Below are 23,400 nucleotides of genomic sequence, written 5' to 3'. Positions count from 1 at the left end.
TCAGCTCTGGGGTGACCAGCCCCGCCCCTTATGAACAGATGGGGAGGGTTGAGGGGTCTTCGCCCTGGCCGATGCGGGTAACCGCGTCTACCGCCTCATCCAAAGTTGATACCTTGATGACGTTCAGGCGACGGGGCACGTTACCGACCACTTCATCGCAGTTATCTGCCGGTGCCAAGAAAACCATAGCACCGGCGTCCGCAGCTCCCTGCATCTTTTGTTCGATGCCGCCGATGCTGCCCACGGTGCCGTCCGCGTCGATGGTGCCGGTTCCGGCAAAGTGAAGGCCGCCGGTCATCTCGCCTTCGGTTAGCTCATCGATAATCCCCAGGGCAAACATCATGCCAGCAGAAGGGCCGCCCACTTCTTCCAGGCCGTAGTTAACGGTCATGGGGAACTCAAAGGACCGGGCAATGTAGAGGCCCAGCACGTAGCGCTGCCCTTGCTCGTTGTAGGAGGGGGTGACGGTGACGTCCTGCTCGCTGCCGTCGCGGGTCAGGGTGAGGGTGACGGGCTGCCCGGCGGACGCGTTCACCCGCTCGGTCAGATCGGTGTAGCTTGCTAGCAGCTCGCCGTTGAGAGCGGTAATCACGTCGCCCTCCTGGAGTATGCCTTGGCTGGGGCCGCCCTCAACGGCACCTGACACCGTTAAAATCTCGGTGTAGTCGATGCCCAGCTGAGTGAGGGCAGCCGCCTGAGCTACCTCCTGGGAGTTGGTCATATCGGCAGTGTTCTGCGCGGTGACCTGCTCGCTAGTCACTGAGGGTTCGTAGATGAGGTCGCTGGGCAGCACCGCTGTAGAATCTTCCAGCCAAGTTGCCAGCGCCTCAATCGCAAAGAGAGAAGAATTGGGGCCACCGGCGACCGACACTGTGGTCATGTCAAGGTTGCCGCTCACCGGGTAGGTCTGAGCACCCTCAATCTCAATCAGGGGCTTACTGTTAAACTCGCCAATCGTGTTGAAGGTGGGGCCGGGTGACTCAGTCACGAAATCAACCGGAATCACCAAAGAAAGCATCGACAGGCCCAGGGCCCCCACAGCGCTGACCTTGCGCAGATCAGCCCGGCCTCCACCGGGGCGGGTGCCTGCGTTGTCCCTCTTCGAAAAAACCATAGGACTAGCCTACTAGCAAAATCACCCGGTTCAGCCCACTCCCCAGCAAATTCCCACTTGGCTCAGGGCTAAAAGCCTCCCGGGGCATGCACCCCGGTCGGTAGGCTAGTGAGAAACAGGAGCGGCGGGCGCCGCAGCCCCCTATTGAAACGAGGCAGAACGTGACCAACAACCCCTACGACTCAGCTGGCCGTGACCCCCTTGAAGAGTTCCTCAAAAAGCTACAGGAGCAGGGGTTTGATCCGTCAGCCATGAACGGGGCCACAGGCTTCGATGCTGACGCCCTCAAAAATATGGGCATCCCCCTCGACCCCGCCATGCTTTCGGGCATCTTCGCCCAGGTCAATTCCATGATGAGCGCCCAGTCTAGCGACGAGCCTGTCAACTGGGATATGGCCAAGCAGCACGCCCGCCAGGTACTGGCCATGGGGGAAGACCCCTCGGTGACTTCGTCCCAGACAGGCGCGGTTCGTGATGCTGCTGCCCTGGCAGATCTCTGGCTGGACCCCGTGACTATCTTCGAGCGTCCTGCCTTCGGTGTTGAAGCCTGGGCCAAAGCCGAGTGGGTTGAGAACTCCTTTGCCACATGGAAAGACATCGCTGGCCCCGTTGCCGAAGAAGTCTCATCAGCCATGACCTCCTCTATCCAGCAGCAGATACCCGAAGAAATGGCCGGTATGCTCGGCGGCGGCAGTATCTTTGCCGGTCTCGGCGGCATGATGTTCGGTATGCAGATGGGACAGGCCATCGGCAAGCTGGCCGAAGAGGTCGTCTCGTCCACCGACATTGGTATCCCGCTGGCCCAGGGGCGCTCAGCCCTGCTACCTGCCGGCGTTGCAGCCTTCGGCGAAGGCCTAGAAATCCCGGCCCAAGAGGTCATGCTCTACCTTGCCGTGCGCGAAGCTGCCCTGATTCGACTGCATAAGACCAATCCCTGGCTGCGTGAGGACATCATCGACCTCATCAAGCGCTTCTCCCGCGGCATTCACGTTGATATTGAGCGTATGCAGGCAGCCGCCAACGACATCGACTTCGACCCCTCAAACCCCGAAGCCATGATGGACGCCTTCGCCGGCGACATGTTCAAACCCCAGCTCACCGAAGACCAACAGCTGGCCCTTGACCGCCTCGAAACCCTGCTGGCCCTCATCGAAGGCTGGGTCAGCCTCGTCACCGAGCAGGCCACCAAAAACCTACCCATGGCCCCGCAGCTGGCTGAGACCATGGCCCGCCGCCGCGCCACTGGCGGCCCCGCAGAGCACGCTTTCGCCCAGCTGGTTGGCCTTGAACTACGCCCCCGTAAGATGCGCGAGGCCCTTGCCTTCTGGCGTCACTACGAAGAAAACCACGGCTTTGAGGCTCGCGACCAGCTCTGGGAGGGCCCCGAGACCCTGCCCACCGGCGAGGATCTGGACGACCCCGCAGGCTTCACCTCCCGCCGGGCCCTGCTCAACGCCAGCGAGGACGAGTTCGACGCGGCCCTCGAGAAGCTTCTAGCCGGCGGCTACGACGAGCCCGCTGAAGGGTCCGAAGAGAAAGACAAAGAATAAAGAGGCACGGGTCTAGGGAAGAGTCTTCTCTAGACCCGTCCTGCCTGTTGCGCCCGCTGCCCAAAAGTAACACCTTCCAAAAAGCCCCGCGCTTTCTCAAGGTGGGGGTAGCGGGCTTCAAGGGATCTAAAAGCAGGTGAATGATTGGGCTCCAGAAAATGGCAGAGCTCGTGAAAAATCACTGAATCCAGGGCGTACTCCGGTGCGCCCTGAAGTGTATGCGAGATACGGATCGTGCGCTCAGCGGGGGTCGCTGAGGCCCATCGCTGTTTCTGGTTGGTGACCCACCGGATTGAGAGCGGCTCCGGGGCTTCCGGCAGGTAGGTGGCTCGTAGGTAGTCAGCGCGCTCCCGCAAAAACTCATCGCGGGCACCCCGCTGGGCACCGGCGTCCTTACGGGCCCGGCGGGCCTCTACCTTAGGTAGCATGCGGCGTAGGTAGCCCTCAATCTCCCTATCGGTGGAGGCGGCGGGGACCATCAGGCGCAGGCGTCCGCTTTTGTGCGGCGCTAGCTGTACCGTGCGGGTGCGGCGGGTAGAGCGCACCACCTCAATCTCGGGGCGGGAGGCCGTTGCCGGTAGTATCTCACGCGAGGTAGCCACTAGACCCCCTTGGGAGCGATGTCGTTGATAAAGCGGGAGCGCTTGCGCCCTGCCCGCCCGCCGGGGGTTCGCGAGCGCGACCAGCTCAAGGTCAGGTAGGAGCGGGCGCGGGTAATTCCGACGTAGAAGAGACGGCGTTCTTCATCTACCTCGTCGCTGGTTTGGGCGAAGGAAATCGGCATAAGGCCCTCGTTGAGGCCGCAGAGGAAGACGGCCTCCCATTCTAGACCCTTGGCTGCGTGCAGGGAGGCGAGGGTGACACCGTTGAGGGAGGGGGCATCGCGGTGCTGGGAGCGCTGGATGAGCACGGCAACCAGCTCGTAGAGGGTGAACTCGGGGGGCAGATCGGTGGCGCCGTTAGCGGACGCCCGCTCCCGCGCTTGCCTGCGCTCGTCGGCAAGGCGGTCGGCAAGGGACACCAGGGTTTCAAGAGACTCCCAACGAGCTCTTTCTTGGCCGGAGCGCTTGGGGGCTTTGGCTGACCAGCCCAGGTTCTTGAGGTTATCTCGCACGAGCTGGGTGACGCTGTCGGTGGCTTCAGCGCCCTTGGCTGCACCCTGGAGCATGCTGATAGCGGCACGAACCTCGGGGCGGTCAAAGAACTGTTCTGCGCCGCGAAGCTGATAGTTGATTCCGGCATCTGTGAGGGCCTGTTCCAGGGCAGCTGACTGGGAGTTGGTGCGGTAGAGCACGGCGATATCGGCTGCCGGTACGCCATCCTTTTCAATGAGGTCCTTGATGTCTTCAGCGATACCGATTGCTTCTTGCTCGTCATCGGCGTATTCAAACCACTCGGGTTTAGCCCCGGGCTCTCGTTGGGAGACCAGTTGCAGGGGCGGGGCCCAGGAGTAGCGGGTGGAGTCGGGCATCTGACGGCGGGCAGCTAACAGGCGGTTGGCCAGGTCGACCACCTGCGGGGTGGAACGGTAGTCACGCACCAGCTTAACCACGGTGGCGCCCTCGAATCGGGTGCGAAATTCGAGCAGGTGGCGGCTGGTTGCCCCGGCAAAGGAGTAGATGGTCTGGGAGGCATCGCCCACCACGCATATATCGTCGCGCCGCCCCAGCCAGGCGTCCAGCAGGCGTTGCTGCAGGGGGGAAACGTCCTGGTATTCGTCCACCACGAAGTGGCGGTACTGCTGGTGAATCTGGGCGGCGATATCAGGGTTTTCCTCGATGATGGCGACGGTCAGCAGCAGGATATCTTCAAAGTCGATGACGTTGCGCTCGTCTTTGAGCTCCTCGTAGGTGCGCAGCAGGCGCACCATGTCGATGGGGCTGATGTCTGCCGGCAGCTCCCGGTGGGCCAGGTGGGGCATGAGGGAGTCGGCCGTGAGCATGGAGACCTTGGCCCACTCGATTTCGCTGGCAAGGTCGCGCACGATAGCCCGATCGGTAGCTAGCCCTAGGCGGCGGGCTGACTCGATGATGAACTGGGACTTGTTCTTAATAATCTCAGGAAGGATACCGCCGATAGCCTGGGGCCAGAAATAGCGGAGCTGGGCGAGGGCAGCTGAGTGGAAGGTACGGGCTACGACTCCGGAAGCACCCAGCTGGCGCAGGCGCACCTTCATTTCTTCGGCTGCCCGGTTAGTAAAGGTGAGAGCCAGGACGGCCCGCGGGTTGTAGCGGCCGATGGCAATACCGTAGGCAATGCGGTGAGTGATGGCCCGGGTCTTGCCCGTACCGGCACCTGCCATCACGCACATAGGCCCGGCCAGTTCGGTGGCCACCCGGCGCTGCTCGGGGTCAAGCCCCTCAAGGATAGTCTCGGGGTTGGGGGCAGACAGGGTAATGGGCTGGGCACGGAGTTTGTTGTCTTGCATAGTGGTGCCCTTTCTCTAAGGTGCTCTGAGGGCAGTACTTGATACAGGAACTGTGCCCAGCCCTTTAGTCTACCGGTAGAAATCAGTCGGCACCTTATACTAAGGCCCCGCCTCTTCGAAAAGAAGAAGCGGGGCCTTCTAGGCATCTAGCTAGGGCTGGGTCCCTACTCAGCATGTAGGGCTAGAGCAGAATCCTAGGCGCCGGGCCAGGGCTTAGCCATCAGGGGACCTCTTTGAGTTAGGCGGTACATAAAGGCTGCCATTTCGTCCCGTCTTACCTGGTTGAGGGGGCGGTAGGTTCCATCGCTGTATCCAGTGGAGATGCCCTGCTGCTTGAGCCAGGCGACTTCGCCGGGGAAGCGGGTCTGTGACATATCGGTAAAGCTACCGTTAGCAGTGTTGGTGGGGCTGCCAGCGAGACGGTACATAAAAGCGGCCATCTGTTCTCGGGTGACGCTATCAGCTGGGCGGAAGGAGCCATCTTCTAGGAAGCCTGTAGTTACTCTTACGGAGTAGAGCCACATGATTTCCTTGTAGAAAACGTGGCTAGGCTGGACGTCCCAGAAGGGGGAGCGGGCAGGGGGTGTGTAGGCCGGTGAACCAGCTAGACGGTACATGAAGGCAGCCATTTCACCGCGGGTAATCTGATTAGCGGGGCGGTATTCGGGGCCTCTGGGGGTGTCCCAGCCGCGGGTTACGCCGGTGTGGGCTAGCCAATTTGTTTCGTTGTAGAAGGCATCACGGGGTGAGTAGTCAATAAAGGAGATGGGTGCCGGGTACTTCTGTGATGCGGTCCAGGCAAATTCGCTCTTCTTGGGGAGGGCAAGAAGCCCAGCAGGACCGAACTTTTGAACTGTACCAATGTGGAGGAAGCGCTGGTTGCTGGTGCAGGCGGTTGAGGTTTCAAAGAAGCGTTCAATGGTACGGCAGGCATTCAGGCCACTATTCCAGCGGGTATCGTAGCCGGCTCGTTCCGGTCGCCAGGCTGCAGTTGCTAGGCGGAGCTGGCCAGAGCTGTCAAGAAAGGCGTTGGAACCGCCGGGGCCGCCCAGGCTCCACCGGGCGTCGGTTTGTAGCAGCGGAGTATGGCTTACTCGCTTACAGGGTCCGGTCGCTGAGCTACACTCGGCATAGCCGGTACGGTAGTCCAGGGTGGAGTACTGGCTAGCAGAGTAGAAGAGGTAGTACTTACCCTGCCAACTGACCATAGAGGGGTTCTCAATCAGGGTCTCTTCCCAGGTCTGGGTGTCGCGACTACCGGCCTTCTTCATGACGCTGGTCTCAAGCAGGCTCTGAGGGCTGGTGTTAGGGGCCCAGGCTGTACCGGTGTTATTGAGTTCACGTACCCAAATCTTGGTCTTAGTTGCTTGAGCGGCGTTCCCTTCATTCTTCCAGTAAAGGTAGAGCTTGCCGTTGTTGTCCTTGTAGAGATCGGGGTCGATGGCACCGGCGGGGTCATCAGAGCAGACAAAAGGAGTACGTGAAGTATCAAAGAAGGGGCCGGTAGGCTTATCTGCCTGAGCCAAGCCAATACACCAGCGGTCTACCCCGGCAAGGGTGGACTGGGTTCGGGCAGCGTAGGCCATGATGTATTTGCCGTTAGCGGCCTTCTCTACGCTAGGTGCCCAAATTTCATAGCAACCAGATTGAGCGGTGTTGCAACCATTTTGGCGTAGGGCCCAGGAGCCGGGTAGAGCTAGGGTATCGTTGTACCAGCTATCACCGGCATTGAGCACGGGGCGGCCGTCTGGGCTTGTCTTAGGAACAGTGTAACGCTGGTTGGTCTTCCAGTTTTTTAGATCTTTAGAGACAATCAAAGGGACGTTACGCCCGCCACCGTTGGTGCCATAGGCATAGTAGGTACCATTCTCAAGGAAGACGTTGGGGTCGGCAAGATCGCCGATGGTGATGTTGTGGCCGGGAACCCACTGGGAGGTGCTGACGTAGGGTTTATCAGCGACAAACCAGGGACCGTCCGGGTAGGCATGAGCAGCGGGAGCAGCAGCGAGAGCTGCTAAACCGCCCGCCAAAGTTGCGGCAGCAACCCTTTTAAGGGTGCGCCAGGGGGAAGTAACAGAAACCATAGGGTCTGCTCTTTCTGTGTGAGTGATTGAGATATACCCACACCCAGGTGTGTAACTGGTAACGTGCAGGTACTTCACAGGCTACCACTGAATCCGTCCCCCAAACAGCCCCCATCACCATCTTTTACTCCGTGGATATGCTGTCCAAAGGTTGCCTCAGCCAGAACTCAATCAGGCGGCGGGAAATGGAACTGGGCCCAGGCAGCTGCACGGCACCTGACCGGTGGGCCTCGAGCAGTTCTACACGGCTAAACCAGCGGATTTCCTCAATTTCGGCTCCGTCGGCTTCAACCTGATCGGGGTTGGAGATTTCAGCAAGATAGCCGCACATAAGCGACCTGGGAAAGGGCCAGGGTTGCGACCCCAGATACTTCAGGGAAGTAACCAGCCCGCCGCACTCCTCGTAGACCTCACGCAAGACAGCGGTTTCGAGAGCTTCGCCACCCTCAACAAACCCGGCAAAGGTTGAAAATCGACCTTTCCCCCAGGCCCGAGCCTGCCCCAGCAGAATCTTGCTCTCGCCCCCAAACTCAGCGGTAACGGCTGTAATAACGGCAGGGTCTGTGCGGGGGAAGAGCTCTCTACCCTCTTCGGTGACCCGCACCCAGCCGCCGCGGGTAGCGAAGGTAGGGGCGCCCGTCCGCGCATCAAAACCAGAGGATGCGTGCCAGGCCCTCAAGGACGCCGCAGCCGCCAACACCTCGCCCCAGGCAAAGGCTGCCCCCTGCCCCTCATAGGAGTAGGCAGCGTAGTCGCGGATGTTCACCCACTCGCCGCCCGAACGGGCTGCTACCACCTCAGCGAGGGTTTGCTCCTGATTTTCAAAGCCCTGGAGGTTCAGGGGCGATTCTCCCAGGTCTAAGAAGCGGTCAAAGTCAGCCAGGATTACTAGCACGGGTTGTTCGGTTGTCTCCCCCTTCTGGCCCGGTGCGGACGCCGCTACCCGGCTCCCCGCGAAGATGAGGGTTGGGTGTTGGTGACGGTCGCGGGACGTGTAGTCGAGTACGGCTTCAGTATGAAGATTAAAAACCTGCGCTAGGTCCAGCGGTTCTAGCCCCTGATCGGTCTTGTGAACCAGCACCGTGCCCCGGTCAACTGCCAGCAGGGCGGGGCTAAGGAGCCAGGGGTAAAGGTCGCTGAGTGTTCTATCTTCGGTGTCTTGCCTGTCCGTCAGGGCCTTCCCCACATAAGCGAAGAACCCCGGACGCTCCCGTACAGCACCGCTGGTTCGCACCCGGTCAGTGGTCAGCGGTAACCGCCCCAGGGGCGAAAACCAGCTCTGTCCGTCCATGCCGGGTGCGGCGTCCGTACCATCCTGCGAACTAGATGCCGACAGATTAGTCATATTTTCAGCATTCATATCGGGTTCGTTCCAACTTCTCTTGTACCCTTAAAAGTGTGACTTCAACACCACTTCAACTTGCCGCCATCGTATCAGCTGGGGTTCCCGGGCTCTACCCCGTAGCTGCCCTACCCTCAGCCGACGACGCCCTCGACTTCGACTCAGCCATCATCATTGACTCAGCCGACAAGCGCTGGCGCGTCCGCGCCCCCAAGCACCCCGAAGCTAGCGTGCGCCTCGAAGCGGAACACGTCATTCTCCAGTCCTTTACGCCAGGGCTCCGCGCCCGCCTGCCCTTCCTCGTACCCACCATTGTGGGTACCGTTCCCCTCGACGGGCGGCAGGCCTTCATCTACACCCACAACCCCGGCTCCCACTACGACATCGACGATTTGGCAGACCTCTCCCACCGAACCCGCGAGGGCCAGCCCAATATTGCGGACGACGTTGCCCGCCACATCGCCACCATCCACGTTTTCCCCACCACCATCGTTGAAGACGCCGACCTACCGGTCTACACCGGCCAGCAGGTTCGCGAGCGCCGCCTTGCTGAGCTAGATCTGGCTGTCGCTACCGGAAAGGTGCCCTCTGGGCTACTCACCCGCTGGGAGAAGCAGCTCAATGATTCAGTGATGTGGGACTTCCGCCCCCGCGTCATTCACGGGGACCTCAACGAAGACAACCTGGCGCTTAATCAGAAGAAAATCGTTGAGATCACCGGCTGGTCAGAGGTCTGCGTCGGTGACCCTGCTACTGACTTTGCTTGGCTCTACGCCTGCGAAGACCCCCTCTTTAGGGAGAGGGTCTTTGCGGCCTACCGTGAAGAGATGCCCCAGGAGCCCGACCGGAACCTAGAAGCTCGAGCTAACCTCTATGCGGAGTTCGGTCTGGCCCAGTGGCTGATCCGCGGGGTGGAGTTAGAAGACAGGGTCATGATTTCTGAGGCTGTTTCTATGCTCGACCACCTCGAAGCTGAGCTACGGGCTGTTGGAGCCCTAGCCGGCTAACTGAGTGGCCCATTCCAAGGCCTTCTCTAGCTCTGACCGGGTAGAGAAGTTGGTAACTTCGATGCTTTCTCCGGTTGAAGCGTAGAAGAAATGGGCTTCTACGTTTTCTTCGGGTACCCCCTGTAGACGGGCAAAGCCCAGGCGGTAGAGGGAGAGCTGCACCGACCGTTCTTTGAGCTCCTTCTTGGTGCGTGGCGGCTGCCCTGTCTTCCAGTCCACCAGCTGCCAGACGGTCGAACCGTCGCCGTCCGTCCGGGTAAAGATAGCGTCGATGCGGCCGCGTACCGTCACTCCGGCAAGAGGTGTTTCCAGCGGGTATTCCAGAGCCCAGGGCTCACGGCTTGCCCAGTCGCTAGCGAGGAAGTTCTCTCGCAGGGCCGGGATATTGAGCTCTTCTTCGGTGCTGTCGTCATCGAACTCTTCGTCCATGTCGAGCATGCCGCTGGTGCCGAAGTGGTCTTCAACCCAGCTGTGGAAGATGGTTCCCTGGCGGGCCGCTATACCCGGCTTTTGGGGCATGGGGCGTCGCATGTTGTCAATGACGGCCTGCGGGTCTTTGACCAGGTTGACGAGCAGGGAGGCTGACAGGTGGCCGGGTAGCCCAAAGGAGCTGTTTTCCGCGGGTGCGGCCAGCAGGCTCAGGAGCAGGTCTGTTTCTTCCTGCCAGTCCTCGATAGCGTCTTGTGCCTCTCGGCTCTGCTCCGGGGTGGGGTCGGGGAGGGCAGCGAGAGCTTCAGCGAGCGCATCTGCCTCAAGCCCACCGCGCAGCACGTTCTGGGCCGCACGCTCGACTACCTGGCGGGGGCTGAGCCCTGTTAGGTTGCCCTGTTTACTCTCGTTCGGGCTGGGTGTAGGGCCTGCTGCTTCGAGTTCCTGAAGGGAGGTCCAAGTCATCTGGTGGGGCCCGTCGAAGGGGTCAAAGGGCCAGAGGGCGGTGGTAATCGTGGCTGACTGGGGGTTGACGGTACCTACTTGGTCAGGGTCGAGCTCGCTCAGAATTTCAGCTAACTCAACAGGGGCATCAAGTAACTCGGCGACGAAATCAGACATGAGGCGGGGCTTAGCTGTGGTTCCCTTCCAGGCCGAGGTAGTCAGAACGAGCAGGGATCGGGCACGGGTGTACCCCACGTAGGCCAGACGGCGCTCTTCCAGAGTGCGGTGTTCTACCGCCTGCTCCGAGAGCTGGGCCATAAAATCACCGAGATCCTGCAAATGATCAAAGTCCGACCGCCAACCGGGTAGGTAGGCGGCGTCACCGCGCAGGGGCCAGGGCAGGGTATCCCCCTGCTTGGTCCAGCGTTCGTCCTTAGCATCGGGGAAGTCTCCGGCAGCCATGCCCGGAATGTATACCTGGTCCCATTCCAGTCCCTTTGAAGCGTGCACGGTGAGAATTTGCACCGCGTCGTGACGGGGGGCCTCTGCTGCCATTTCGAGGCCGGCTTCCTGCTGGGCTGCTGCATCAAGCCAGGCTAAGAAGCCGCTAATCCCCGATGCCGAGGCGCCGGTGGCGCTGAGGGCAAAGCGGACGCCGGCCTCCCCCTCTTCCAGGGGCTGGCCGTTAGCAGCTGCCAGGAGCAGGGCGTTCACGCGGGGGGCTGTGGACTCGTAGGTAGCGGCCACATCGTAGAAGGCATCAAGGTGCCTGCGAGCCGATGTGGCATGTGCCCCCGGGCGGGCGGCTAGCTCGATATCCAGCAGAAGGGTGCGCTCAATTTCGCTGATGAGGGTGGTGAGGTCATCGGCGGTGAACTGGCGCAGGTAGGTCAGTTCCCTCGATACGGCCTGCAGTCGTTTCAAGCCTTCGGCGCTGATGGACCGGCCGCTGCGGGCTGAGGCCCAGCCCTCCTGCGGCAGGTTTTCGAGTGCCTCAATCAGGGAGGCTCCATCGGTGACATCGGGGGCGGCAGCTTGGAGCAGGCGCCGAAGGTCTTCAGCGGACGCCGGCACCTGCTCACCAGCGTCCTTCAGGTCCCTTGCGCTAGTGGCGCCGCGTTCAGCGGCTTCGCTCAGGCCCTCAACTTCGTCGAAGATTTCCTGTTCGGCGCGCAGGGCAGCGGCCTGGGCTGTAATGCCAAACCTGATTTCAAGTTCTCGCTGGCGTTTGAGGGTTTCTACCCACTCGCCGAAGGCTAGAAGATCAGATACGCCAAGCCGCCAGCGGGCTCCGGCCAGGATGCGCATGAGGGCATCTGAACGGCCGGGGTCGCTCAGCACTCGGAGAACCGCCACCAGATCTACGATTTCGGGGGTATCGAGCAGTCCTCCCAGACCTACCACCTGGTAGGGGACGCCCAGCTCGTCGAAGGCTTCTTGCAAGGGTTCCATCATGGCTCGCTTTTTGCAGAGGACGGCCATGGTGGGCATGTCAGAGATCGGGCGGCCAACAAAGCTAGAGCGTTGCTCGGCAATCATCTGACCAAGAGCACGAGCTTCTTGCAGGTCTGTGAGATACTCCCCCACCAGCACCCGCCCCGCGGTGGGATTGGGGCGCGCAACCAGGGGCGGAACCTCGATACTATGGGTGCGCTGAACCCAGTCGGGGCTTACGCTCAGGGGCTCAGCTACCCGGTTGGCAGCCGCCAAGATAGAAGTGTCGTTTCGCCAGGCCAAGGTGAGGTAGCTGGCGGTGCGGTCTTCTGCCGGGAAGTAGTCGTAGAAGCTAAAGAGCTGGCCGTCGGAGGCACCGCGGAAGCCGTAGATAGACTGCTTGGGGTCCCCCACCGCCATGACGGGGTGGGCAGGGGCATCTGCTTTTGCCCCAAACAGATCGGAGAAGAGCTGCATCTGGGCATGGGAGGTATCTTGGAATTCGTCCAGCAGCACCACCCTAAAGCGTTCCCGTTCTATCTGCGCAGCTTGGGGTACGGTCTTCGCGATGTGGGCAGCCTTGGCGATGAGGTCGCCGTAGTCCATCACCTGCATCTGTGCTTTGATGGACGAATAGCGTTTGACCAGCTCAGCGTAAAAAATACGCAGCTGTAGCCCCTGCACTAGGGCCCGTTGTTCGGTGGTAGCCCCCTTGACCGTGGGCTTGCCCAGGTGCTCAACCTGTTTCAGAGTTTCTGTACACCAGTCGATGACGGCATCGGGGCTTACCAGGTGTTCAGCGCACTCAGCTGAGAGTTTGATGATGGACTCCACCATGGTTGACTTAGCGACGTCTTTTTCAGGCAGCTTGCCCTCATAGTGCTCCACGATTTGGGCAACCAGCTGCCAGGTTTGAGCGCCACCCAGCATTTGGGCATCGTCTTCTACACCGATGCGAAGCCCGTACTGCTGCACCAGGGTATTGGCGTAGGAGTGGTAGGTGGAGATGGTGGGGTCGCTCGTGACTCCGTCCGCGCCCTGATCAGGGTTTTCTCGCACGAGCCCCTGGCGGCGGAGCTCTTCAAGGCGGGAACGCATACGCTCCCGCAGTTCACCGGCAGCCTTGCGGGTGAAGGTCACTCCGAGAACCTGGTCGGCACGCACAAGCCCGTTGGCAACCAGCCACACTACTCGATCCACCATGGTGGCAGTCTTACCCGAGCCTGCTCCCGCTACGACCAGGCGGGGTACCAGTGGAGAGCTGATAATGGCAGATTGCTCCGCTGTGGGTAGGGGGCGGCCCAGGGCTTTTGCGATTTCTTCGGGGCTCAGGAGATTTTCTACTGGCTTGTTTTCAGTCATGATTCTGCCTTTACTGGGCGGGGCGGACGGTGATAGCGCGGCCCCGTGAGCAGATGGGGCAAATATCGGGGAGGGCACAGCCAATGCCAAAGGGGCCACCTGCGGTATGACGAGCCTGCAGGTGCTCCCCTGCAATCAGTTCGGCAGCCCGGTTGATAAGCTCAACAGCCCAGGTACTTTCAGCAGTCAGCGGTGCCTGCTCCTGCTCGGAGTAGCTCTTCGTAGTCCCACCAATTTGTAGAAGTAGGGCACCGCCCGAAAGTTCGTGGAGCCCGTCGAGCACCGGAACCTGGTTCGGTTGCGGCTTCGCTGGCTGCTCGCCCTCTTTCTGGGCTAAGGCATCGTGCTGTAAGGCCTGCTGCATCAGGGCGCCTGCACCGGCTTCAAGAGCAACCTGGTAGGCAGCGAGCTGCGGGTGCTGTTCAAGATCTGCCTTACTAGGTTTACTCTTACCAGTCTTCAGGTCGATGATGATAAAGCGCCCCACCTGGTCTACCTCAATGCGGTCCACACGCCCTGACAGCAGGGCGTCCTTGGCGGGGCCGGGCACCAGCACACTAAAGGAACCTTCGACACCCACCAAGGAGCGTCCTTTGCCCTTGAGGTCTCGCACATAGTCGGCAAACTTCTGGAGCATACCCTCGGCCCGCTCCACCATCTTCTGGCTCTCCCAGGTGTCGGGCAGCCCTAGCTGGGGTAGGCGGCGATGGAGCTCGTCGCGCAGGTCGGTTCCGTTCCCATCGGGTATATCTTCGCAAATGGCATGGATGAGAGTGCCCAGCGACCGCGAGGCGTTGGTGGCAGCTTCAGCACGGGAGGCAGCCACAAACCAGTCGAGGGGCGAGCGGTGAATCTTTTCAATCTGAGACGGTGATACCGGAACAGGCCCATCCCCTTCAAAGGCCGGGGTCTGTGAGGACAGGGGCAGTAGCCCCCACCAGGAGCGGGGGTGGGCACCGGGTAAGTTCAACCCGGAGGTCTGCGTTCGGTCAGCGAGGCGGCCCAGCAGACGGGCAGCGGCATCGGCTTTCGTTGGCGAAATGTGCTGGGCCTCTGACCACTGGCGCAGTTCGGCAACCAACGAGCGCAGGGTCATGGGGCGCCGGACCTCGGTGAGGGGCCGCTCGCCGCCGGGGGCCGGGGCAAAAATATCGAGCAGCTCGCTGGGGGCCTGGTCGGCAGAAGATACAGCCGTGCAGACTACCCGGGAGCAGGCTCGGGAAGTTGCTGTGGCGAACATACGGAACTCGTCGAAACGGTTGGAGCGTAGGCGTTCAAGGAGCGAATAGCCGGGAGCTACTCCCCCACCGTTATCGTGCCGGTTTGCATCCAGACGCCCGGTAGCTGCATCCACCAGGTCGAGGGTTCCCAGTAGGGAGCCGCGGACGGTGGTGTTCGGCCAGGTGCCGTCTTGCAGGCCCGCGATGTAGACGGTGTCCCATTCGCGCCCTGCGGCGAGAGCGGGGGTCATGATTTCTACGGCGTCGCGGTGGTTGGTGCGCTCTGCCAGGGTATCCATAGGTAGGTCTTGGGCATCGATGTAGGCCAAGAACTGGTCGGCGGTGGCTCCTGGCATCTGGTCGGTGTAGCGTTCTGCTGCCTCAAACAGGCCTATCATGGCGTCGATGTCTCGCCCGGCTCGGTCGGCTCCTGCACCGCCTGAGAGAGACTGAGCCTTCCACAGGGGGGCGAGTTCTGAGGCCTCCCAGAGCGCCCAGAGGACGGTTTCGGCGGTAGCGCCGGGCTGGTCGAGGGCTTTATCGCCTGCGGTGAGTACCCGGCCCAGGCGGCGGGCAGCTGCACTGCTTTCGCCGGTGGGCAGTAGTTGGGGGTTGATGAGGGCTTCAACCAGGAGGGCATCGCTGTCTCGGGTGCCCCCGGCGCGCAGTTCTTCGGCGCGGAGACGCTGACGTAATCGGCGTACGTCCAGGGTCGAGGCCCCGCCTAAGCGGGAGGTCAGCAGGGAAACCGCGGTATCAGCGCCCAGGCCCCAAGTGTTTGCTTGCTGGGTAGTTGAAAGCTCAGTCTCTGCGTCCTGAGAGCTCGTAGCCTGCTCTGCACCCCGTATGCGCCGGGCGTGCAGGATGAGCCCCAGGGCATCAAGGAAGGGGCGGGCGGCAGGTTCATCGCGCACGGGGGTAATAGAAGCTGCTGTTTGTACGGGAACACCCAGGTTAATGAGGGCTCGTTTGAGCCGGGTGACGTCTGAGCCGTTTCGCACGATAATAGCGCTACGCTGGTAAGCCCTGCCCCGGTAGAGGTGGTCTTCAAGAATCATTTGGGCTAGCAGCTGGTTTTCCTGCTGGGGGGTTTCTACAACCAGGCCCAGCACCTCGGGGTCCGGTTCTGCTGCTTTTGCGGGGTTTAGCAGGGCACCGTCGTCCCCGACCGGTAGGAGGGCTTCTTCGCTGGGATCCTGCGGAGCGGGGGTAAGGACGCGCCGATGGGCTGCCCGGGGCACAACGGGTAGGCGGGAGGCCAGTTCTGCCCAGCGCTCGGCGATAACAGGAGCCATGCGCCAGCTCGTGGTGAGCTCTTCTGTAACAAGAGAGGGGAAGATATCGGGGAGGTTGGCTGCCAGCTGGGGGCTGGCTCCGCGGAAGCCCTGCACGACCGTATCGGTACAGCAGGTCATGACCGCTGCCGGGCCTGATGCAAGAAGGCCGTCTAGGTCTGCGGGTTCGGTACCTGCGCCAGAGGCCAGTGAGTTACTGGCTGTGGCACGCAGGTACTTTGCTGACCTACCGGCCAGAACAGCCAGCAGCCGGTAGATAGAGGGGGTAAGTTCTTGCACGTCATCGATAAGCACCAGATCAAAGCGGGCACGTTCTGCACTCAGCACGTCGGGGTGGGCTAGCAGGGTCTTGGTGGCCTCATGGATAAGGGCTGCGGGGTCGAAGGCATGCGGGGCGCGGAGGGCTCGCACCTGGCGGTATTCGGTGTAGAGCTTAGCCAGGGCCCGCCACTCGGGGCGGTCGAAGCGCTGCGCTAGGTCTGCAACTGCTGAGGCTGTGAGGTCGTATTCGGCCATGCGGTCGAAGAAGTCTCGCACCTCGTGGCGGAACCCGCGGGTTTCAAGGGCTTCGCGGAGGTCATCGGGCCAGATAATGCCAGAGCCTTCGCCGCTGCGGTGGCCGTCAAGGAGTTCTTTAATCAGGACGTCCTGCTCGGGGCCTGAAAGGAGCTTGGGGGTGAAGTCCAGGTGGGGTAGGTACCCCTCGATGTGGGCCCGTCGCAGCAGGCCAAAGGCGTAAGCCTGCCAGGCTCGCACCGGGGCCGTTGAGACTGTTGCGGTAATGCGGGCTGAAAGCGCCTCTCGGAACCTGGTTGCGCTGACGCGTGAGGGGGTGAGCACCAGCAGACGGGCAGGGTCTTTGCCCTGCTCAATGAATCCGGTAGCTGCTTCTAGCAGGGCCTGGGTTTTACCGCTGCCGGGCGCGCCCAGAAGCAAGGTAGCGCCCTGAGTCTCTAGCCGCTCGTGTGTCACCGTGCACTCCCCATCTTTTGTCGTGGTCAAGGTTCTCACTGTATTCCAAGTTCATCATAGGTGGCTGACATTTTAAGAGCCTGGGCGCCACCTGCCTCAAATATTTTTGTGGCGCTACTTCTGTCGCTACTATCGAAGGTATGACTTCATGGACCGAGCTTCCCCGCGCCACTTTCGACCTTGAGACAACCGGTATCGACCCCAAGACCGCCCGTATCGTCACGGCTTCTTTGGTCTTGGTTTCTCCGGACGGCGAGGTTCTGCGCGCCGGGGAGTGGCTGGCTGACCCCGGGGTTGAGATTCCTGAGCAGGCGTCCGCTATCCACGGCATCACCACCGAGTACGCCCGTGAGCACGGCAAGCCTGCCCAGCAGGTTGCCTACGAGGTGGCTATGGCTCTGGGTGGTCTCTTTGCCGATGGCGTTCCCGTCATCGCCTTTAACGCTGCCTACGATTTCTCGGTACTGCATTTTGAGCTGGCCCGCTATGGCTTCCCGCCGCTGACCTGCTACCCCGTGCTTGACCCCTTGGTTATCAATAAGCACGTGCACAAGTTCAAGAAGGGCAAGCGCACCCTGGAAGTGCTGGCGAGTGAGTACAGCGTTGAGCTGGAAAACGCCCACACCTCGAAGGACGACGCCCTAGCAGCTGAGCGCCTGCTGACGGCTATGAGCTTTGAATACGAAGAGATCGAACAGCCTGCTACAGCCCTGCATGAGCAGCAGATTACCTGGGCAGCTGAGCAGGCAGCTGAGCTGCAGGACTACTTCAACCGCATTGGCAAGCAGGCGGACGTCAGTGGCGCCTGGCCAGTACGCACCGACTAGACACGCCCCTGCTGTGAAGATTAGGACGCCGGTAGGCAGGTAGGTGCCTTAAGCACCGTCACTTGCCCATCGGCGTCCTTTTCTGCCCTCCCTCTACTAGATTTAAAGAAGCAGATACACCTCAACCGCAAGGACGACCGTGAACGAGCCCGCGCCCACCAGCAGCATCTACCTCGGCTCCACCCACAACCAGCACAAAGAACTGGTAGCCCAATCAGCGGTCGTCCTCAAACTAGGCCTGCTCCTCATGAAATCTGGAGCCAGCGCCTACCGCGTCAAAACCTCCATGTCCCGCCTGGCCAAAGCCGTAGGGCTTGAAGAACACCACGCCCAGGTACACTTCACCGAACTCTCCACCACCGCCTACTCCGGCGGCAACTTCCGCACCGAAATTGCAGAAACCCGCGTCAAGGGAATCTCCGCCTACAAAATCGACCTACTCAGTCACTTCATCTCGTCCCTGCCCGAGCGCATTGACCCGGCTCTAGCCGACGCAACGCTCACCCGCATTGAGAAAGAAAAGCCCCTCTACGCCCCCTGGCTCCTAGCTCTCGCTGCCGCCCTAGCCTGTGCAGCCTTCGCCTTCCTCAACCGGGGCGGGGTCATTGAATGCTCAGTCGTTCTCGTCGCGGCCTTCGCCGGTCAGCTCCTACGCTCCACCCTCGCCCACCGGGGTCTCAACCATATGGCGGTCTGGATGCTCTGCGGCCTGCTCTCAGCCGGTATCTATGTGGCAGTCATGTCGGCGCTTATCGCTCCCGGCCTCATCGCAGATAACCACCTGGTGGGCTTTATTTCGTCAATTCTCTACCTGGTACCAGGCTTCCCACTGGTCACCGGCATGCTAGAAATAGCCCGCATGGACTTCGCCTCCGGCATCTCCCGCCTCACCTACGTTGCCCTACTCCTGGGCAGCGCGTCCTTCTCGGTCTGGCTCATCTCCCTGGTCTTTAGCCTGCCCCTAGAGCAGGCCCCAGCCCCGCACCTGGGCTTCTGGCTGCTCCAGATCCTCCAGATGCTGGCCTCCTTCACCGCCGCCTTCGGCTTCGCCATGCTCTTCTCGGCTACTCCCCTCTCCTGCGCCTGGGCAGGGGCAATCGCTGCAATCGTAAACCCGGGCCGTATCTGGCTGGTAGAAGCCGGGTGGGCGCCCCACCTCGCCATTGCACTGGCCGTTTTTACCGCCGGGGTACTCTCAGAAATCGTCGCTCCCCTCCACGCCCGCCGGGTTTCCCGCATATCCCTGGCGGTGCCAGCTACCGTCACCATGGTTCCCGGCGTCATGTTTTACATGTCCATGGCCCACTTCTCTAACGGCGATGTCAATGAAGCCCTAGCCAGTTTCGTGCAGGTCCTGCTCATCTTCGCTGCTCTAGGAATGGGTCTGGCCCTGTCCCGCCTGCTCATGGACAAGAACTGGCTCTACGACCGCGACACCCAGAACCTGGCCTCCCTGCCGCAGGGGCACATGAGATAAGGAAACTGACACGCAGATGTAGGTGAAGCAGGCACAACTATGGGCGCGGCACACTGACCTTCGCCAACTAACCTTCTCGCTGGCTCGCAAGCTCGCAAGCGATTCATGCCAGACCCAGCCAGTTGGCTACCGGCCAGTGCGCCGCGCCCGTAGAAAGCATGAGCCTAGACTGTCGCCTCCGCCGCCGCGCGGGCAGCCTCAGGCAGGGCCGCGATGATGCGGTCCATGGCGGCATCATCGTGGGCTGCTGAAAGGAACCAGGCTTCGAAGGCGCTGGGCGGCAGGTAGATGCCGGAGTTCAGCATGGAGTGGAAGAAGGCATTGTAGCGGTAGGTTTCTGATGCCTTGATGTCTTCGTAGTTGTGCACGCCCTTGTCAGCGGTACCAAAGGCAACGGAGAAGAGGTTACCTGCGGTCTGGATAGAGTGATTGACCCCCTCAGCGTTGAAGGCTTCAACCAGGGCTGCCTGCAGCTGGGCTGAGCGGGCGTCAATGGTTTCGTAGACGGTGGCGTCAGCGGCCTTAAGGGTAGCCAGACCAGCAGCCATGGCGATGGGGTTGCCGGAGAGGGTACCTGCCTGGTAGACGGGGCCCAGCGGAGCCAGGTATTCCATGATCTCGCGCTTACCGCCCAGGGCGGCCATGGGCATACCGCCACCAATCACCTTGCCGAAGGTGAAGATATCGGGTGCCCAGTTACCTTCTACGGGGGCGGAATAGCCCCAGTAGCCTGCGGAGGAGACGCGGAAGCCGGTCAGCACCTCGTCAAAAATCATGAGGGCACCCTGTTCGCGGGTAATCTCGCGCAGGAAGGCGTTGAAGCCCTCAGCAGGGGTCACAACGCCCATGTTGCAGGGGGCTGCCTCGGTGATGATGGCGGCAATCTCGCCGGGGTTGGCAGCAAAAGCTGCGCGGACGGCGTCCTCGTCGTTGTAGGGAAGAACGATTGTTTCGGCGGCGGTAGCTGCGGTGACGCCCGCCGAGCCGGGCAGGGCAAGGGTGGCAACGCCGGAGCCGGCTTCTGAGAGCAGGGCATCGACGTGGCCGTGGTAGCAGCCTGCGAACTTAATGATCTTGTCGCGGCCGGTGTAGCCGCGGGCCAGGCGGATGGCGGTCATGGTTGCTTCAGTGCCGGTGGAGACCATGCGGATCTGGTCGATGGTTCCGGGGGCTACGGCGTTGATGCGGTCAACCACGAGTTCAGCCAGCTCGGTTTCGGCGGCGGTTGAGGCACCGAAGGAGAGGCCGTGTTCTACCGCTGCGTGCACGGCTTCGATGACGCCGGTGTGCTTGTGGCCGAGCAGGGCCGGGCCCCAGGAGCAGACCAGGTCAACATAGTTACGGCCATCGGCATCGGTCAGGTAGGGGCCGGATGCCTCCACCATGAAGGCGGGGGTGCCGCCAACGGAATTGAAGGCGCGCACGGGTGAGTTGACGCCGCCGGGAATGACGCGGGCGGAGCGGGCAAAGAGGTCTTCTGAGACGGTCAAGGGGTTTACCTTTCGTTGAGCCAGGTGGCGGCTTCGGTGGCGTAGTAGGTCAAGATGATAGAGGCGCCTGCTCGGCGGATGCCCATGAGGGCTTCGAGAGCTACGGCCTCGCGGTCAATCCAGCCCTGCGCGGCAGCCGCTTCAATCATGGCGTATTCGCCAGAGACATGGTAGGCGGCCACGGGGACGGGCGAGAAGTCGGCGACCTCGCGCACGATGTCCAGGTAGGCGGTAGCTGGCTTAACCATGACCATATCGGCTCCCTGCTCGATATCGAGCTGGACTTCGTAGATGGATTCCCGGCGGTTGGCGGGGTCCTGCTGGTAGGTTTTGCGGTCGCCGCTGAAGGTTGAACCAACAGCGTCGCGGAAGGGGCCGAAGAAGGCCGAAGCGTATTTGGCGGAGTAGGCCAAGATAGACACGTCGGTGAAGCCAGCTTCGTCGAGGGCGGTGCGCATGGCGGCGATTTGGCCGTCCATCATGCCGGAGGGGCTGACGGTGTGGGCACCGGCGCGTGCCTGGGAAACCGCCATCTTGCAGTAGGACTCCACGGCTGCGTCATTATCAACGACGGTGTTACCGAAGGCGTCTTCGACCAGCGGGCCGCAGTGGCCGTGGTCGGTGAATTCGTCCAGGCAGGTATCTGCCATGACGACCACCGAGTCGCCGAAGTGCTGGCGCACAGCGCGGATCGCCCGATTGAGAATGCCGTCCTCGGCCCAGGCTGCTGAGCCGACTGCGTCCTTATCTTCATCGCGGGGCACGCCGAAGAGGTCGATGCAGCGCACGCCAGCGTCCACAGCTTTTTGTACCTCGCCGATGACGGTCTCCAGGGTGTGCTGGTACTGGCCGGGCATGGATTCGATGGCAACGGGCTCCTCGATTCCGTCGCGCACGAAGAGCACCTGCACCAGGTGAGCCGGAATCAGGGCGGTTTCAGCGGTCAGGGACCGCATGGGGCCGGTGGTGCGCAGGCGGCGGGGGCGCACCGGCAGGGCTGAAGGTTCAAACATGGTCTTCCTTGACGGGTAGGTGTCTTTTTTAGCTTAGAGGGCGAGTGCGGCTGCTGCCAGGTCTGCGGCGGCGGGGCTTGCCGCCACGGTGATGGTTGCAGGACGCTGCTGCTCGGGTAGGTTGCGGGCGGCGGCTTCGGTGCTGGCCCCGATGGCAACGGTGGGGGGCAGGGTGTTGCCGGCAGCGTCCGCTAGGGTCTGCAATAGCAGGGGCGAGGTTGCAATCAGGACGTCGGTGGTAGCGAGCGCGATGACGGCCTCGCTCAGGGTGAGCGCGGAACCTGACGGAACGCCAAGGTCAGCGGGGTTCTGCTCGGTCAGGGGGTTCGCTACTGGGGAGGGCAGCATGTCGTAGACCGGCAGGGTGGCTACGGTGTAGCCGTAGTCGGTGAGCCCTTCTTCGAGGGTCGCTGAGGCGGTGGTTCCCTGGACGGCCAAGATGGTTTCGTCCATGGGGTTATCCCATTCTTCGTCGATGAGCCATTCGTCGACCATTCCGGCTGCTGATTGGGTTTCGGGCACGAAGTCGACCAGCAGGCCCCGCTTAATCAGGGCTGCCTCGGTAGCCCGGCCGACGGCTGCAATCTGGGCAGCGCCTAACAGTTCGACCAAGCTTTGGCCCAGCCCTTGGGCCAGGGCGTCTAGACCCAGTACCCCGTTGACCGAGGTGAAGGTAACCCAGGAGAATTCCCCGCGGATCAGGGCGAAGGCGACTTCTTCCCAGTCTTCTGGTTCGGTGCCTACGGGGTCAAGAATAGGGGCGTAGAGCAGCTGCGCTTCGGCGTCCTGCTCCAGAAGAGCACTGGTCAGCGCAGCGGCCTTAGCCGGGGTGCGGGTGATGAGGTAGGTAGTCATAGCTCTAGGCACCGCCTTCAAGACCGGCGAGGGCGGCAGCGCCCATGCCCAGCAGGTCATCGGCAGCCTGGGTGCCGAGGAAGGCGGCGGCTTCTACCGACAGGGTCTCTGTCTGCACGGTGTGCCGCAGCAGCTCGGTGCCATCGGGGTTAGCCACAGCTATGTTAAGGACGAGCTGGCCGGCGTCCACCAGGGCGTAAGCCCCAATGGGGGCGGCGCAACCGGCTTCAAGACGGCGCAGTAGAGCGCGCTCAGCGGTCACAGCCAGCTGGGTCTCGGTGTGGTTGACAGCAGCTACAGCCTGCCCCAGCTCTGTTTGCTCGCCGGTATCCTCTGTACGAATTTCGATAGCGAGGGCCCCCTGGCCGGGAGCGGGCACAACCCTGTCAACCCCCAGGTACTCGGTAATGGTCTCAGCAAGACCCAGGCGGTGCAGACCGGCAGCAGCCAGCACGACCGCATCGCAGTCACCGGTGATAGCGCCAAGCTTCTTCTCACCGTGCAGGCCGTGGGCGCCCACCCCGTAGTGCTCATTGCCAGCCACACGAGCCAGACGGGTACCCACATTACCGCGGATATCAACGATGGTGAGGTCAGGACGGATAGCCAGCAGCTGGGCCGCCCGACGCGGCGACCCCGTACCCACCCTAGCCCCGGTGGGCAGAGTATCGAGGGTCAGGCCGTCCCGGGCGCACAGGGCATCCCGGGGGTCCTCCCGCTCCGGGGTGGCAGCAACGGTCAGCCCCGGGCAGGGCGCACTGGGCAGGTCTTTCAGGGAATGGACGGCCACATCCACTCCCCCATCGAGCAGGCGGGAGCGCAGGGTCGCAGCAAAAACACCGGTACCACCTAGCTGAGACAGGGGGCCGGTGAGCACGTCGCCCTCAGTTTTGACGGTGACGGTCTCTAGCTCAATGCCGGTTGCCTCCCGCATACGCTGAACAGCCCAGCCGGTCTGGGTTGTCGCAAGAGCCGACCCGCGCGTGCCTACAGTAAATGTTCGAGCTGCCAATGAGCGTCCTTTCGTGCAATCTTTATCTGAAATGTTTAAGCCGCC

15 protein-coding genes are annotated in these 23,400 nt (G+C 61.8%); 4 read left to right on the top strand and 11 right to left on the bottom strand.

The annotated features are described in order from the left end of the window. Positions 1-28: 28 nt before the first annotated feature. Entirely contained in the window at positions 29-1,114 is a 1,086-nt protein-coding gene (locus VSX42_RS08790; RefSeq protein WP_326503929.1) for a PDZ domain-containing protein, read from the bottom strand. Between the two features lie 161 nt (positions 1,115-1,275). Here VSX42_RS08790 and VSX42_RS08785 point away from each other — a divergent pair, with 161 nt between their 5' ends. Continuing rightward, the gene (locus VSX42_RS08785) at positions 1,276-2,664 is read left to right on the top strand and encodes a zinc-dependent metalloprotease (protein ID WP_326503928.1); all 1,389 of its coding nucleotides are present in this window, start codon (positions 1,276-1,278) and stop codon (positions 2,662-2,664) included. Positions 2,665-2,693: 29 nt separating this feature from the next. Here VSX42_RS08785 and VSX42_RS08780 read toward each other — a convergent pair whose 3' ends face one another. From VSX42_RS08780 to nudC, 4 genes are all read right to left on the bottom strand, one after another. After that, positions 2,694-3,266: a M48 family metallopeptidase gene (locus VSX42_RS08780; RefSeq protein WP_326503927.1), complete on the bottom strand. Its 573-nt coding sequence runs from the start codon at positions 3,264-3,266 to the stop codon at positions 2,694-2,696. Beyond that, positions 3,266-5,092 (bottom strand): ATP-dependent helicase, encoded by a 1,827-nt coding sequence (locus VSX42_RS08775; protein WP_326503926.1) that lies wholly within the window; start codon positions 5,090-5,092, stop codon positions 3,266-3,268. The genes VSX42_RS08780 and VSX42_RS08775 overlap by 1 nt, the downstream gene beginning before the upstream one ends. Positions 5,093-5,286: 194 nt before the next feature. Further along, a complete protein-coding gene (locus tag VSX42_RS08770) occupies positions 5,287-7,176 on the bottom strand; it encodes a family 43 glycosylhydrolase (RefSeq protein ID WP_326503925.1) in 1,890 nt (629 codons plus the stop codon). A 124-nt stretch (positions 7,177-7,300) separates the two neighbouring features. Further along, positions 7,301-8,521, bottom strand: a complete 1,221-nt coding sequence (gene nudC, locus VSX42_RS08765; RefSeq protein WP_326503924.1) for an NAD(+) diphosphatase — start codon at positions 8,519-8,521, stop codon at positions 7,301-7,303. A gap of 53 nt (positions 8,522-8,574) precedes the next feature. Here nudC and VSX42_RS08760 point away from each other — a divergent pair, with 53 nt between their 5' ends. Next, entirely contained in the window at positions 8,575-9,525 is a 951-nt protein-coding gene (locus VSX42_RS08760; RefSeq protein ID WP_326503923.1) for a phosphotransferase, read from the top strand. Here the strand turns inward: VSX42_RS08760 and VSX42_RS08755 are convergent. Together VSX42_RS08755 and VSX42_RS08750 are read right to left on the bottom strand one after the other, a co-directional pair. After that, a complete protein-coding gene (locus VSX42_RS08755; protein WP_326503922.1) occupies positions 9,514-13,194 on the bottom strand; it encodes an ATP-dependent DNA helicase in 3,681 nt (1,226 codons plus the stop codon). The two genes, VSX42_RS08760 and VSX42_RS08755, sit on opposite strands and share 12 nt — an antisense overlap. A 10-nt stretch (positions 13,195-13,204) precedes the next feature. Further along, positions 13,205-16,681 (bottom strand): PD-(D/E)XK nuclease family protein, encoded by a 3,477-nt coding sequence (locus tag VSX42_RS08750; RefSeq protein ID WP_326503921.1) that lies wholly within the window; start codon positions 16,679-16,681, stop codon positions 13,205-13,207. Between the two features lie 140 nt (positions 16,682-16,821). Here VSX42_RS08750 and VSX42_RS08745 point away from each other — a divergent pair, with 140 nt between their 5' ends. Continuing rightward, positions 16,822-17,508: a 3'-5' exonuclease gene (locus VSX42_RS08745; protein WP_326503920.1), complete on the top strand. Its 687-nt coding sequence runs from the start codon at positions 16,822-16,824 to the stop codon at positions 17,506-17,508. A 139-nt stretch (positions 17,509-17,647) separates the two neighbouring features. Beyond that, positions 17,648-18,985, top strand: a complete 1,338-nt coding sequence (locus VSX42_RS08740) for a threonine/serine exporter family protein (protein WP_326503919.1) — start codon at positions 17,648-17,650, stop codon at positions 18,983-18,985. A gap of 164 nt (positions 18,986-19,149) precedes the next feature. Here the strand turns inward: VSX42_RS08740 and hemL are convergent, their stop codons facing one another. The 4 genes from hemL to hemC are packed head-to-tail and all read right to left on the bottom strand — an operon-like array spanning position 19,150 to position 23,355. Continuing rightward, positions 19,150-20,475: a glutamate-1-semialdehyde 2,1-aminomutase gene (gene hemL / locus VSX42_RS08735; RefSeq protein WP_326503918.1), complete on the bottom strand. Its 1,326-nt coding sequence runs from the start codon at positions 20,473-20,475 to the stop codon at positions 19,150-19,152. Between the two features lie 5 nt (positions 20,476-20,480). After that, complete coding sequence (hemB, locus tag VSX42_RS08730) at positions 20,481-21,488, bottom strand: porphobilinogen synthase (protein WP_326503917.1); 1,008 nt, start codon at positions 21,486-21,488, stop codon at positions 20,481-20,483. Positions 21,489-21,521: 33 nt separating this feature from the next. Then, entirely contained in the window at positions 21,522-22,343 is an 822-nt protein-coding gene (locus VSX42_RS08725; protein ID WP_326503916.1) for a uroporphyrinogen-III synthase, read from the bottom strand. Positions 22,344-22,347: 4 nt separating this feature from the next. After that, the gene (gene hemC, locus VSX42_RS08720) at positions 22,348-23,355 is read right to left on the bottom strand and encodes a hydroxymethylbilane synthase (protein ID WP_326503915.1); all 1,008 of its coding nucleotides are present in this window, start codon (positions 23,353-23,355) and stop codon (positions 22,348-22,350) included. Between the last annotated feature and the right edge of the window lie 45 nt (positions 23,356-23,400).

Source organism: Rothia nasimurium (genome assembly GCF_035916755.1).
Taxonomy (GTDB): domain Bacteria; phylum Actinomycetota; class Actinomycetes; order Actinomycetales; family Micrococcaceae; genus Rothia.
Note: the sequence above shows the minus strand (reverse complement) of the source record. Positions and strands in the feature narration are given on the sequence as shown.

What these genes read in the sequence shown, in the direction of transcription:
- VSX42_RS08790 (WP_326503929.1), bottom strand. Translation starts at nt 1,114, where the DNA reads ATGGTTTTTTCGAAGAGGGACAACGCAGGCACCCGCCCCGGTGGAGGC.
- VSX42_RS08775 (WP_326503926.1), bottom strand. Translation starts at nt 5,092, where the DNA reads ATGCAAGACAACAAACTCCGTGCCCAGCCCATTACCCTGTCTGCCCCC.
- VSX42_RS08770 (WP_326503925.1), bottom strand. Translation starts at nt 7,176, where the DNA reads ATGGTTTCTGTTACTTCCCCCTGGCGCACCCTTAAAAGGGTTGCTGCC.
- nudC (WP_326503924.1), bottom strand. Translation starts at nt 8,521, where the DNA reads ATGACTAATCTGTCGGCATCTAGTTCGCAGGATGGTACGGACGCCGCA.
- VSX42_RS08755 (WP_326503922.1), bottom strand. Translation starts at nt 13,194, where the DNA reads ATGACTGAAAACAAGCCAGTAGAAAATCTCCTGAGCCCCGAAGAAATC.
- VSX42_RS08745 (WP_326503920.1), top strand. Translation starts at nt 16,822, where the DNA reads ATGACTTCATGGACCGAGCTTCCCCGCGCCACTTTCGACCTTGAGACA.
- hemB (WP_326503917.1), bottom strand. Translation starts at nt 21,488, where the DNA reads ATGTTTGAACCTTCAGCCCTGCCGGTGCGCCCCCGCCGCCTGCGCACC.
- VSX42_RS08725 (WP_326503916.1), bottom strand. Translation starts at nt 22,343, where the DNA reads ATGACTACCTACCTCATCACCCGCACCCCGGCTAAGGCCGCTGCGCTG.